This window comes from Clostridium sp. HBUAS56017 (genome assembly GCF_007115085.1).
In the GTDB taxonomy this organism is placed as follows: Bacteria; Bacillota; Clostridia; order Clostridiales; family Clostridiaceae; genus Clostridium; species Clostridium cibarium.
Genome location: NZ_SULK01000026.1, coordinates 1 through 13,977 on the forward strand (window position 1 = coordinate 1; position 13,977 = coordinate 13,977).

General features: G+C 29.6%; 13 protein-coding genes. 6 read left to right on the forward strand and 7 right to left on the reverse strand.

All coding sequences use genetic code 11. From position 1 onward, the window contains the following. Positions 1-577 precede the first annotated feature (577 nt). From gyrA to dnaA, 7 genes are all read right to left on the reverse strand, one after another. Positions 578-3,067, reverse strand: coding sequence for a DNA gyrase subunit A (gyrA, locus tag FAY47_RS17280; RefSeq protein WP_143318184.1), 2,490 nt, complete (start codon positions 3,065-3,067; stop codon positions 578-580). Positions 3,068-3,088: 21 nt separating this feature from the next. After that, positions 3,089-4,996, reverse strand: coding sequence for a DNA topoisomerase (ATP-hydrolyzing) subunit B (gene gyrB, locus FAY47_RS17285; RefSeq protein ID WP_143318233.1), 1,908 nt, complete (start codon positions 4,994-4,996; stop codon positions 3,089-3,091). 57 nt (positions 4,997-5,053) lie between these two features. Continuing rightward, positions 5,054-5,314 (reverse strand): extracellular matrix/biofilm biosynthesis regulator RemA family protein, encoded by a 261-nt coding sequence (locus tag FAY47_RS17290; protein ID WP_143318185.1) that lies wholly within the window; start codon positions 5,312-5,314, stop codon positions 5,054-5,056. A 14-nt stretch (positions 5,315-5,328) separates the two neighbouring features. Further along, on the reverse strand, positions 5,329-6,414 hold the full coding sequence (gene recF / locus FAY47_RS17295) for a DNA replication/repair protein RecF (RefSeq protein WP_143318186.1): 1,086 nt from the start codon (positions 6,412-6,414) through the stop codon (positions 5,329-5,331). 69 nt (positions 6,415-6,483) lie between these two features. Continuing rightward, positions 6,484-6,690, reverse strand: a complete 207-nt coding sequence (locus FAY47_RS17300; protein WP_143318187.1) for an RNA-binding S4 domain-containing protein — start codon at positions 6,688-6,690, stop codon at positions 6,484-6,486. Positions 6,691-6,729: 39 nt separating this feature from the next. Then, positions 6,730-7,830 (reverse strand): DNA polymerase III subunit beta, encoded by a 1,101-nt coding sequence (dnaN, locus tag FAY47_RS17305; protein ID WP_143318188.1) that lies wholly within the window; start codon positions 7,828-7,830, stop codon positions 6,730-6,732. A gap of 261 nt (positions 7,831-8,091) precedes the next feature. Beyond that, positions 8,092-9,441: a chromosomal replication initiator protein DnaA gene (dnaA, locus tag FAY47_RS17310; RefSeq protein WP_143318189.1), complete on the reverse strand. Its 1,350-nt coding sequence runs from the start codon at positions 9,439-9,441 to the stop codon at positions 8,092-8,094. 528 nt (positions 9,442-9,969) lie between these two features. Between dnaA and rpmH the strand changes: the two genes are divergently transcribed. From rpmH to mnmE, 6 genes are all read left to right on the forward strand, one after another. After that, entirely contained in the window at positions 9,970-10,104 is a 135-nt protein-coding gene (rpmH, locus tag FAY47_RS17315) for a 50S ribosomal protein L34 (RefSeq protein WP_143318190.1), read from the forward strand. 61 nt (positions 10,105-10,165) lie between these two features. Next, positions 10,166-10,543: a ribonuclease P protein component gene (rnpA, locus tag FAY47_RS17320; RefSeq protein ID WP_143318191.1), complete on the forward strand. Its 378-nt coding sequence runs from the start codon at positions 10,166-10,168 to the stop codon at positions 10,541-10,543. Further along, positions 10,515-10,724 (forward strand): membrane protein insertion efficiency factor YidD, encoded by a 210-nt coding sequence (gene yidD, locus FAY47_RS17325; protein WP_143318192.1) that lies wholly within the window; start codon positions 10,515-10,517, stop codon positions 10,722-10,724. Before rnpA ends, yidD begins: the two co-directional genes overlap by 29 nt. Before the next feature lie 27 nt (positions 10,725-10,751). Next, positions 10,752-11,531 (forward strand): membrane protein insertase YidC, encoded by a 780-nt coding sequence (gene yidC / locus FAY47_RS17330; RefSeq protein WP_143318193.1) that lies wholly within the window; start codon positions 10,752-10,754, stop codon positions 11,529-11,531. 38 nt (positions 11,532-11,569) lie between these two features. Further along, complete coding sequence (jag, locus tag FAY47_RS17335; protein ID WP_143318194.1) at positions 11,570-12,196, forward strand: RNA-binding cell elongation regulator Jag/EloR; 627 nt, start codon at positions 11,570-11,572, stop codon at positions 12,194-12,196. A 389-nt stretch (positions 12,197-12,585) separates the two neighbouring features. Beyond that, on the forward strand, positions 12,586-13,965 hold the full coding sequence (gene mnmE / locus FAY47_RS17340) for a tRNA uridine-5-carboxymethylaminomethyl(34) synthesis GTPase MnmE (RefSeq protein ID WP_143318195.1): 1,380 nt from the start codon (positions 12,586-12,588) through the stop codon (positions 13,963-13,965). The last annotated feature ends 12 nt before the right edge of the window (positions 13,966-13,977 follow it).

The window sequence follows — 13,977 nt, forward strand, 5'->3', positions numbered from 1 at the left end:
TCTACTCAAAAAACTTACTCTAAAAGAATTGCTGGTTTTTAACTTATTTATATCTGTTCAATTTTCAAAGACCATTTTGTTTGTCACCCTCAAGCGACTTTTTTATCTTATCACCTTATTCAACAAATGTCAACAAGTTTTTTTCATTAATTTCAAATTACTCTTACACTCGTCTTTCTCTGTTACCCTAGCGACGAATCTTATCTTACCATAGAATAATAAGTAACATATATATTCATACCCAATTGTAAAAGGTTACCCTATAATATCTTAGTTTATCTATATTATTCTTTGAATTTCATATAGTGACACACCAGGTACAGAGTTCTTATAATATGAGATTGTTCTACAATCACTTGTAGGCAAATGTACTCTTTTATTTAATATATAGTAATAAGTTTTTCTGCAAGTAAGTCAAATATATACTCTTCATGTTTCATGCATATTTATATATAACTTTCCATAATTCTCATTTTATTCTTTACTCATCGTTTAAAACTCTTTAAGCACTCCCTTGTGGCAAATAAATTTAGAAATTAAAAAGACTATAGATGTTTTTAACATCTATAGTCTTTTATTAGATATCAGTATCCATGTCTGATTCAGTATTCTCTACTGTATCTACAACTTCATCAGATTTTTCTTCATCATTACTTGATATCTTAGTTATCGCTACTACTTTTTCATTTTCATTAGTTCTCATCAATGTGACACCCATAGCAGATCTACTGGTTATAGAGATATCTTTAACATTAATCCTGATTGCGACACCACTAGTATTTATAAGCATAAGTTCATCATCAGGTTTACACATTGTCGCTCCAACTACTTTTCCAGTCTTTTCACTGATTTTATAAGTAATTAAACCAACTCCACCTCTATTTTGAGTTTTGTATTCACTTATATGAGTTCTTTTACCGAACCCATTTTTACTTATAACCAATAACTCTTCTTCATCTACCGCTATATCCATACATACAGCTACATCGTCACCTTTTAAGTTAATTGCCTTAACTCCTGATGCAGTTCTTCCCATAGGTCTAACATCAGCTTCATTAAATTTAACTGCATACCCATTTTGAGTTACCATAACAATATTTGCATCTCCACGAGTAATCTTAACTTTTAAGAGTTCATCACCATCTCTTAAGAAAATTGCTATTAATCCATTCTTACGTAGATTTTTAAATTCCCCTAATGGAGTTTTCTTAACTATACCTTGCTTTGTTCCCATGAACAAGAATCCTTCTTTATTGTTATCTCTAACAGTTAAAGCAGCTTCTATCCTTTCATTAGGTTCTATAGCCAAAAGATTTATAATATTAGTACCCTTTGCTGATCTACCAGCTTCAGGTATTTCATAAGCTCTTAATTTGTAGACCCTCCCCCTATTGGTGAAGAATAATACATCTGAATGTGTTGAAGTAATCATAACTTGTTCTACAAAGTCATCTTCTTTTGTAGTCATAGCTTGAATTCCTTTACCACCTCTTCTTTGGGCAGAATAAGTATCAGCAGGAAGTCTCTTAATATATCCATTATTAGTAAGTGTTATAACTACTTCCTCTTCTTGAATTAAATCCTCAATATCTATTTCATTAACTACTTTTTCGATTTGAGTTCTTCTTTCATCGTTGTATTTATTCTTTATTTCTACTAGTTCATCTTTAATTACTCCAAGTAATTTTTCTTCACTTGCAAGTATTGAATTTAAGTACTCAATTTGTTTCATAAGTTCTTCATATTCAGCTTCAATCTTATCTCTTTCTAAACCAGTTAATCTCCTAAGTCTCATTTCTAATATAGCAGTTGCTTGCTTATCAGATAAAGAGAACCTCTCAATTAATGTATTTTTTGCTAACTCTGATGTACTAGAATTTCTAATAATATTAATTACTTCATCGATATTATCTAGTGCAATTCTTAACCCTTCTAGTATATGTGCTCTAGCCTCTGCTTTGTTTAATTCAAATATTGTTCTTCTTGTTATAACTTCTTTTTGGAATGTAATATAATGACTTAAAACTTGTTTAAGATTTAGTACCTGTGGTTGATTATCTACAAGTGCAAGCATAATTACTCCAAAAGTATCTTGCATTTTAGTATGTTTATATAATAAGTTTAGAATAACATTAGGATTTGCATCTCTTTTCAATTCTATAACTATTCTCATACCGTCTCTATCTGATTCATCTCTTAAGTCTGATATGCCTACTATCTTTTTATCCTTTACAAGATCAGCTATGTTTTCTATTAGTTTAGCCTTGTTAACTTGATATGGTATTTCAGTTACTATAATTTTATGCCTTGAATTTTCTTCTTCAATTTCAGCTTTTGCCCTAACAACTACTTTTCCTTTACCTGTTTCATAAGCAGCTCTTATCCCAGCTTTTCCCATTATAGTTGCTCCAGTTGGAAAATCAGGTCCTTTTATTACCGACATAAGTTCTAAAACTGAAGTTTCTGGATTATCTATTAACATTATTGTTCCATCTATAATTTCGCCCAAGTTATGTGGAGGAATATTTGTGGCCATACCAACCGCTATTCCTGAAGATCCATTTACTAAAAGATTAGGAAATCTTGAAGGTAAAACTGATGGCTCTTCTTCTTCTCCATCAAAGTTAGGCACAAAATCAACAGTATTTTTATTAATGTCTCTTAGCATTTCTACTGCAATCTTATTCATTTTAGCTTCAGTATATCTCATGGCTGCTGCACTATCTCCGTCAACAGAACCAAAATTACCATGCCCATCTACTAACATATATCTCATTGAAAAGTCTTGTGCCAATCTAACTAAAGCATCATAAACGGAAGAATCTCCATGTGGATGATACTTACCTAGAACATCTCCAACTATTCTTGCACATTTTCTATATCCCTTATCAGGATATAGTCCTAATTCTTGTAGTGAATATAGTATTCTCCTATGAACTGGCTTTAATCCATCTCTTACATCGGGCAATGCACGCCCAACTATAACGCTCATTGCATAGTCTATATAGCATCTTTTCATTTCCTGATTAATATCTACAGGTATGACTTTTCCTTCATTAAAATTCATGTACTTCACCTCATATTAGTACTAAATATCTAAGTTACTTACTTTCTTAGCATTTTGTTGTATAAACTCTCTTCTTGGTTCAACTTTATCACCCATAAGAATTGTAAATATTTCATCTGCTGCCATAGCATCTTCTACAGTAGCCTTTAATAATATTCTTTTCTCTGGATCCATTGTTGTATCCCATAATTGTTCAGCATTCATTTCTCCAAGTCCTTTGTATCTTTGAATGCTAGTTGAACTATCTTTTCCGCCAAATTCCTCAAGTAATTTATCTAATTCCTGATCTGAATATGCATATGCTTCTTTCTTATTCTTATTTACTTTATATAATGGAGGTTGTGCGATATATACATGCCCACCTTCTATTAAATCTCGCATATACCTATAAAAGAATGTTAACAGTAAAGTTCTTATATGAGCTCCATCAACATCGGCATCTGTCATAATAATTATTCTATTATATCTTATTTTTTCAATATCGAAATCAGTTCCAATTCCAGCTCCAAAGGCTGTAATCATAGATCTTATAGTGTCTGCATTTAATATTCTATCCAATCTTTGCTTTTCAACATTAAGTATCTTACCTCTTAGTGGTAGTATAGCTTGGAACTTTCTATTTCTTCCTTGTTTTGCTGATCCACCCGCAGAATCTCCTTCGACTATGTATATTTCACATTCTCTAGGATCCTTAGATGAACAATCAGCTAACTTTCCAGGTAATGCTGAACGTTCCAATACAGATTTTCTTGTTAATTCTCTAGCTTTTCTAGCTGCATCTCTAGCTCTAGCTGCCATTAATGCTTTATCTATTATTATTTTACTAACTGCTGGATTTTCTTCTAGAAATATTCCTACGCCTTCGCCAACTATGGAATCAACAATTCCTCTTACTTCACTATTACCTAACTTAGTTTTTGTTTGCCCCTCAAATTGAGGCTCACCTATTTTAACAGATATTACAGCAGTCAATCCTTCTCTTATATCATCACCAGATAGATTCTTATCATTTTCTTTTAAATGTCCAAATTTTTTAGCGTAATCATTAAGAACCCTAGTAAGTGCTGTTTTAAATCCAACTAAATGTGTTCCACCTTCAATTGTATCTATATTATTTGCAAAAGAGAAAATATTTTCATTGTATCCATCATTATACTGTAATGATACCTCTACTGAAATTCCATCTTTAAGTCCTTCAACATAAATAGGATCTTTGTGTAGTGCTTCTTTATTCCTATTTAAGTAACTAACAAAAGATCTTATTCCACCTTCATAATGAAATACTTCTTCCTTATCATCTCTCTTATCAATTAAAGTAATGTTTATCCCTTTATTCAAAAAAGCTAATTCCCTTAATCTTTGTGAAAGGACTTCAAATTCATAAACAATCTCATCAAATATATCATCATCTGGTTTGAAATATACTATTGTTCCTGTTTCATCCGTATCTCCAACTATATTTAAGTCACTAATAACTTTACCGCATTCATATTCTTGTTGCCAAAGATGGCCCTCTCTCTTTACTGTTACTATACATTTCTTTGATAATGCATTAACTACTGAAGCACCAACTCCATGTAAACCACCAGAAACTTTATACCCCCCTCCGCCAAATTTTCCTCCAGCATGTAGGATAGTCATAATTACCTCAACTGTTGGTTTTTGCATTTTAGGATGCATTCCTACTGGCATTCCTCTACCATCGTCTTCTACTTGTATTGAGTTATCTTCATTGATAACAACCTTTATATTTTTGCAAAATCCTGCTAAGGCTTCATCAATACTATTATCCACTATTTCGTAAACTAGATGATGTAGACCTCTAGAACTAGTACTTCCAATATACATACCCGGTCTTTTTCTAACCGCTTCCAGACCTTCTAATACCTGTATCTGACTTTCATCATAATTTTGTTTATTTTGTTCCAACATAGATTCCTCCTAAAAAATTATCAATAATTAAACACGAAGGTTTAAATATTGGACTTATGGGTTATAATCCATATCTGTTCTTTTACTTAAAGTAGCTGAGGATATTGGTGATAAGTAAACTTTACTTTTTTTATTTACTTCAGCTATAACATAAGACTTTGGTTTTTCATCTGTTATTCTCTCTACAAAGCCATCTTCCTCAGCCATTCGTAAAAATTGATTTGTATCAGAACCATACATTGTAGTTTCTAAATCAAATATCCCTATAATATCCTTTATAGGAACAGTAACATTTTCCCCTAAATGTAAAAACATGAATCATTCCTCCTTTAAATAGAGATTTTTCCACCGCTAACTGTAAACACCTTAGAACTTGAGTCTAAATACTCATTTATATCAGATATACCTGTACAAGTAATAATTGTTTGAATATCTTTAATAGTACTTAACACATATTTCTTCCTGTTAAAATCCAATTCCGATAAAACATCATCTAATAATAAAACTGGATATTCTCCGTTAACTTCTTTTATAATCTTTAATGATGAAAACTTCATGGTTAAAACAGCGGTTCTTTGCTGTCCTTGAGACCCATAACTCTTCGTATCAACATCGTTAATAAATATAGAAAAGTCATCTCTATGTGGTCCTACTGTAGAAATTCCCTTATCTATATCTTTCTTTCGATTTCTATTTAACAATTCTCTAAAATTACTTTTTATATCATCAGTAAGCTTAATAGATGATTGATATTTGAATTTGATAATTTCTTTTCCTAATGTAATTTCTTTATGAATATCTTGACTATACTTATTTAACTTATCTATATAATCCAACCTTTTCCTGATTACATATTCTCCAAAACCTGCAAGTTGTTCATCGTAAACATCTAACATTTCTTCACTTAACTTCTTATTCTTTAATAAAATATTTCTTTCATTAATGACTTTATTATATTGAACAAGATTATAATAATAAGTTTTATTTAGCTGACACAACTCCATATCTATAAATTTTCTTCTTCCACCAGGAGATTCCTTAATAATCTTTAAGTCTTCAGGAGAAAACATAACAACATTAAATGTTCCAAAAAGTTCACCGATTTTACTGATCTTTATAGAATTTACTGTTATAGCTTTCTTTCCATCTTTGAGTATATTAATATCTATTCTTTTATCTAACCTATCCTTACCTACACTTAAACTAATAAATGCTCTTTCAGAATTCCAATTAATCAATTCTTTATCCCTTGAAGTTCTATGTGATTTTGCAAAACCACAATAATAGATTGATTCAAGAATATTTGTTTTTCCTTGTGCATTATCTCCCATAAAAACATTGACATTATTTCCAAACTCAATACTTAGATTATCGTAGTTTCTATAACTCATTAACATTAATTTTTTAACAAACATAAATATACACCCATATAATTATATCATATTAGGCAAATAAACATCCATATTTATAAAATTATCTAAAACTTAAACAATCTTATAATCTTCGCCATCAAAGGATACAATATCATTTATCTTTAGTTTTTTTCCTCTTTGAGTACATACTTCACCATTAACTTTTATTTGCTCATCACTTATATAAATTTTAGCTTCTGTTCCCATAGATGCTATTCCGCACCACTTTAAAAAAGCATCTAGCTTTATGATTTCTGTATTAATCTTTACCTCTTTCAATTCACTTTTGCATAAATATTGTATATTTATGCATTCCTCCTATCTAATCAATCTTACTGGTAATACTAAATATTTATATGAATCTGTTTCCTTTGCTTTAATGACGCAAGGAGTAACACTTGATGTCATTTCCAACACAACATCATCTTCTTCCATATTTTTCAGAACATCTAAAAGGTACCTTGAATTAAATGCAATTTGAACACCTTCACCTTGCAAATTTATTCCGACTTCTTCTCTAACCTTTCCCAATTGAGAATTAGATGTTATTACTAAGTTATCTTCTTGAACATCTAATTTAATTAAATTGCTATTTCCTTCCTTTGCCATTAAAGACGCTCTTTCAATTCCATTTTGTAATTCCTGCTTATTTACTTCTACTAGAAGCTTATGTTCTTGAGGCAATAGCGAATTATAATTGACATATTTTCCATCTAAAAGTCTAGAAATTATCTTTGTTTGTTCTAGATTAAATAGTATATGATTGTTTGTAAATGTTATATTTACAATTGAATCTATATCTTCTAATATTTTTGAAACTTCATTTAATGTTTTGCCTGGAATAACCACTTCAATATCAAAATCACTATCTAAGTATTCTGTTTTAATCGCTAGCCTATATCCATCTAAGGCTACTAAGTTTAGTTTTCTATTTTTCAATTCAAACAAAATACCTTGTAGTATAGGTCTTGTTTCATCTTGAGCAATAGCGAAAGATGTACTTTTAATCATATTTTTCAATATATTTTGAGGAACTTGAATTTGCTTTTCCTCATCTATATTAGGTAATGATGGGAATTCTTCATAATTCATATATACTACATTGAATACTGACTTTTGACATGATATTTGAACTGTATCATTTTTAATAATTTCAATTCGAACATCAGAGTTTGGTAGCTTTCTTATAATTTCTCCAAATATTTTTGAATCTATAACCATAGTACCTTCTTCTATAACATCAGCACTTACTTTTGTTTCTATTGATACATCCATGTCAGATCCGATTAAAGTTAGACCATCTTTACTAGCATTTATATAAATACCTTCTAATATGGGCATTGTTGATTTCCCTGTAATTGCTTTTTGAGCAATTAAAATACCTTCTTGTAATTTTTGTTTTTCACATATAAAAATCATTAAATAACCTCCTAGTTTATCAACAGTTTAAATTATCTATAATTAGAATAGATATAAATAATATATTTAGTAATAGTAGTAGTAGGGAATGTGAATTTGTTAATAAGTACTTTAAAGGCAGTATTATCAACATAATTTTATAAAAAAATATTGTGGATAAGTCAGTAACAAAAAGTATCTCTTATCCACAGTATTAACTAGAAAATTGTTTTTTAGTATTTATCCACAAGTTCTTATAGCTTTATTATAAACAGCTGTGGATTAGTTTTGAGTTAATTTTTTTGTTATATCTTCAATAGTCTTTTGTAAGTTTTCATCACTATTAAGATTATCTGAAATTTTCTCATATGCATGTATTACAGTTGTATGATCTCTTCCACCAAATTCTTCGCCTATCTTTGGTAAAGACATATCTGTAAGTTTTCTACTTAGATACATGGCTATTTGTCTAGGGTAGGCAACATTTCTAGTTCGTCTTTGAGATTTTAGTTCTTCCACTCTTAGATTAAAATAACTTGCAACTATATCTTGTATTAAACTGATTGTTATGTTTTTTCCTTGTTTCTTGGAAATTATATCTTTTAGTGCTTCAGATGCTAAATCTACAGTTATTTCTCTATTAGTTAAAGAGGAATATGCTACTATTCTTATTAGCGCACCTTCAAGTTCTCTTATATTTGATTTTATTTTAGTTGCGATGTATACCATAACTTCATTCTCTACGTTTAAGTTCTCAACATCAGCTTTTTTCTTTAATATTGCCATTCTAGTTTCAAAATCAGGAATTTGGATATCTGCAATTAATCCCCATTCAAATCTAGATCTAAGTCTATCTTCTAATGTAGGTATTTCTTTTGGTGGTCTATCTGATGAAAGAATTATTTGTTTATTTGCATCATGTAGTTCATTAAATGTATGGAAAAACTCTTCTTGTGTTCTTTCTTTTCCTGCAATAAATTGAATATCATCTATTAAAAGAATATCTACATTTCTATACTTATTTCTGAATTCTTCATTTTTATCATCCTTTATAGAATTAATAAGTTCATTAGTAAACTTTTCAGATGAAACATAAACAACCTTTGCGCTTGGGTTATTTTCTAGTATGTAATGGCCTATGGCATGCATTAAGTGAGTTTTTCCTAGTCCAACTCCACCATATATAAATAAAGGATTATATGCTTTAGCTGGAGCTTCTGCTACAGCTAAAGATGCTGCATGTGCAAATCTATTACTATTACCTATTACAAAAGAATCAAATGTATATTTAGGATTTAATGTTGTAGACATTTCATCATTAACAATTATTGACTTCTCTTCTTTAGGTTGTTCTTTTTTTATAGATTCTTCTGGCTTAAGCTCTGAGGCGATTAAAAACTCAATATTATATAATTTTGAGCACGTAGCTTTAATTGAATTTGCAACTAAATCTTTGTATCTTTTATCTAAGATATCTTGAGTGAAGGAGTTGGGAACACTAATCTTTATAGTATCTGAGGATATAGAAATTGGTTCGCAACTTTTTATCCAAGTGTTAAAGCTTACTTCACTCATCTCGCTTTTAATAATATTTAGTGTCTTTTGCCATAGTTCATTTAGATCAGTTTCCATGTATTATCCTCCAAAAAAATTTTTAGCATAAAAAATCACAAAATTTAATTATCAACAAACTAAGAAACAATAGATGTTGATAACTTTATTTATGTTTATAATGTTAACTAAAGTTAGTAACATGTTGATAATCTTATTTATTAAATAGTAAATAATAAGTTATCCACAAAGATTGTAATTATATTATAAACAGCCAAAAAGCTGCATAAAATGGACTAAATTTAGTAAAAATAAAAAAAAGATATATGAAATGTCAATAAAAATAAACAAGTTATTCACAATATTGTCCACAGGTGTGGATAACTTTTATTTACAAACAAGTTATTCACAATCTATTTATTATAATATCATATAGGAATACTAGTATTCAATAAGTTATCCACAAAAAACTTATTAATATATTAATTTATCAACAGAGAACAACGTTCTTGACACAGATAGAGGATATATATATAATTAATTAGTAAATGAAAAATTAAGAATATAGTTATTGCTATAAATATTTGAGTCGAAGGGGGTGCATTGTTAATGTTCATGACATACCAACCTAAAAAGAGACAAAGAAAAAAAGAACATGGTTTTAGAAAGAGAATGAAGACTCAATCAGGAAGAAACGTTCTTAAAAGAAGAAGACAAAAAGGAAGAAAAAAATTAACAGCATAAGGGCCGCAATTTGTGGCCTTTTTTCTGCAAATGCAGGAAAAAAAGGAGTATAGGAATACCTATGGTTTACAGATTGAAAAAAAACAATGAATTTCGTATTGTATATAGGAAGGGAAAATCATTTTCTAATGATCTTCTAGTTCTATATATACTTAAGAATAGAAGAAACAGAGATAAAGAAGCAAACCAATATAATAGAGTAGGAATTTCTGTTAGTAAAAAAGTTGGTAATAGTGTAGTAAGAAGTAGAAGTAAGAGACTGATTTGTGAAAGCTATAGATTGAAGTTAAATAATCTTATACAAGGATATGATCTCGTATTTGTTGCTAGGACTAAACTTAAAGACAAGGATTATCATCAAGTTGATAAGGCTGTAAATAATTTATTAAAGAAAGCAGGCTTACATATAAATGAAGGAAATAATGATAAGGCTAATTAAATTTTATAAAAAGAAAATATCACCTATGAGTCAACCAAGATGTAAGTATATCCCTACCTGTTCTCAATATGCTATTGATGCTATTGAAAAACATGGAGTATTTAGGGGAGGAATTTTGGCTTGCTGGCGGATCTTAAGGTGCAATCCTTTCAGTAAAGGTGGCTTCGATCCTGTTAAATAAATCTTATATATAGGAGGGATTAACAATATGATGACTTTATTTGCTCCAATAACAAATTTCTTTTCTGCTATATTTGAATGGCTTCATAATTTTGTTATTGGATTAGGTGTAACGGGTGGTTTATCATATGTACTAGCAATTACAATATTGACAATTGTAATAAGGGCATGTTTATTACCATTTAATATTAAGTCTGCTAATTCCACAAGAAGAATGCAGGAAGTACAACCAGAAATTAAGAAAATACAAGAAAAATATAAAAATGATCCACAGAGAGCTAATGCAGAACTTATGAAGTTTTACAAAGAGAAGAAAGTAAGTATGACGGGTGGTTGTTTGCCTGCGTTATTACCGCTTCCAATATTAATGGCACTATATTATGTATTTTATAATATGACCATTGAAGGGTCTTTTTTATGGATTCCTAATTTGGGAGATTCAGATCCATACTTTATTTTGCCTATATTAGCGGCATTGTCTACTTATTTGCCATCGTATCTAATGACTAAAGCAACTCCTAATAATGGAGAAGGTGCTATGAATATGGCGCCAATGAATATTGGTATGTCATTAATGATGGGATTTATGGCACTAAAATTTAAATCAATATTGGTTATATATTGGGTATTAGGTGGAGTAATACAATTAGCAACTACTTATTTTGTTAATTATAAACCAGCTATGGCTAAGAAAAATGAATTGCTAGAAGTTGAAGCAGAAAAGGAAGCAGCTAGAGCTCCTAAATTTGCTATGCCAGAGTATGAAGAAAATAATAAATCAGCTAAGAAAAAGAAAAAGAAAAAGTAAACTTGATTTTGAGTATTTTAGAGGTGGGTGAATATGGCATGAAGTCAATTGATGTTATTGGAAAAACCGTAGATGAAGCATTAGAAAAGGCTTTAAATCAGTTAAATGTAACTAAAGATAAGGTTGAAGTTGACATAATTGATGAAGGATATAGAGGCTTATTCAAATTTATAGGTGGAAAACCAGCTAAGATTAAGGTTACTTTAAAAGCAGATTATAAGGATGAAGCAAGAGAATTTTTAAATAATATTCTAAGGTGTATGAATGTAAATGCTGATGTTAATATAAATGATGATAAAGATTCTGTTTATATAGAACTTTTAGGTGAAAAGATGGGATCTGTTATCGGATATAGAGGAGAGACATTGGATGCTCTACAATATTTAGTATCATTAGTAATTAACAAAAATCATGAGCAACCATATAGAAGAGTTATTTTAGACGCTGAAAATTATAGAAAAAAACGTGAAGAAACTTTAAAAAGAGTAGCTGAGAAAACTGCTTATAAGGTAAGAAAGAGTAGAAGATCCTTTAAGTTAGAACCTATGAATCCATATGAGAGAAGAATTATTCATTCGGCACTTCAAAATTATGTTGATATAAAAACATTTAGTGAAGGGGAAGAACCTTTTAGAAGAATAGTAGTAGATATTAAAAGAAATTAATAATAAGAAGGCTATCTAAAAATGGAAGTTAAGCTTCTGTTTTGGATGGCTTACTTTTTTGAAAAAATTTTCGATGTATTAATCTATAACATATTAGTTTTTGTAAAATTACATTTAGTTAGCCAATAACCACCATATTCTTATATTCTTATATTCTGAAGAATATAAGAATATAACAAAAGTTTCTAAAATGATGGGAAATTGCAATATAGGTTAGGAAGATTTATTTTAATATTTTTGATATAGGTAAATAAGGATAAAATTACAACCTTTTTTAGAATTTTAAAATGCCTTATTTTTTTGACTTATGGATTATTGTTTTGTAAAATGTATAGTAGTTTAATAGGAGTACAATAATTATAATGAATACTTCTAAGGAGGACAAACTAATGAAAGAATTTGATACTATCTGTGGTATTGCTACACCAATAGGAGAAGGTGGTATTTCTATAATAAGAATATCTGGATCCAAATCGTTAGAGATAATAGGCAATGTTTTCAAGGGGATAAATAACGTAGATATTAAGGATATGAAAAGTTATACTATGCGATATGGATGGATTTGCGAACTTGATTCTAAGAATGTTATAGATGAAGTTATTATTAGTTATATGAAAGGGCCTAAGAGCTTTACTGCTGAAGATGTCATAGAAGTAAATTGTCATGGTGGGGTTGTATCAACTAATAAGGTGTTGGAAGAAGTAATTAAGGCTGGGTGTAGAATTGCAGAACCTGGTGAATTTACAAAAAGGGCTTTTTTAAATGGTAGAATAGATTTGCCACAAGCAGAAGCCGTAATAGATATAATAAGAGCAAAAACTGATTTATCTATGAAAGCTGCTTTAATGCAAAGTTCTGGATACCTTTCCCGGGAAATAAATAAACTTAGAGAGTATATGTTAAATACATTAGCGTTAATAGAATATTCTATAGACTTTACAGAAGATGATGAAGAGGTGGATGAAAGTATTCCAATAAAAATACTGGATCAGCTAAATAAAGCTATTTCAGAAATGAACATTTTAATTAAGGGTGCAGATGAAGGAAGAATTATAAGAGATGGATTAAACTTGGCTATTATTGGTAAACCAAATGTCGGAAAGTCATCTTTACTAAATGCTTTGTTGAAAGAAAAGAGAGCTATAGTAACTGATATTCCAGGTACTACTAGGGATGTAATTGAAGAATTTATAAATTTAGATGGGATACCTGTAAAAGTTATTGATACTGCTGGAATTAGGGAGACGGAAGATGTTGTTGAGAAGATAGGTGTTGAAAGATCTAAAGAAAAGATTGATGAAGCTGATTTAATTATTTTGGTTATTGATTCTTCGAGAAAGTTAGACAAAGAGGATGAAGAAATAATTGATTATATTAAGGATAAAAAGTATATAGTTCTTTTAAATAAAGTTGATTTAGATACAAAAGTTAAGGATGAAGAATTGGTAGGGTTAAGTGACGTAATTAGAATCTCTGCCAAGTCTGGTTATGGAATTAATGATTTAAAGAAAAAAATAAAGGATATGTTCTTTAGTGGAGAAGTAGATACAGAGAGTCTCATAATTTCGAATAATAGACATAAACAAGCGCTATACAGGGCATTAGAAAATTGCAATATAGCCAGGGAAAAAGTGAAATTAAATGAGTATTTAGATTTAATTTCTATCTATGTTACTTCAGCAATGAAAGCATTAGGAGAAATTACGGGAGCAGAACTTGAAGAAGATTTAGTAAATAAAATATTTAGTGAATTCTGTGTAGGAAAGTAGGAGTAATGATAA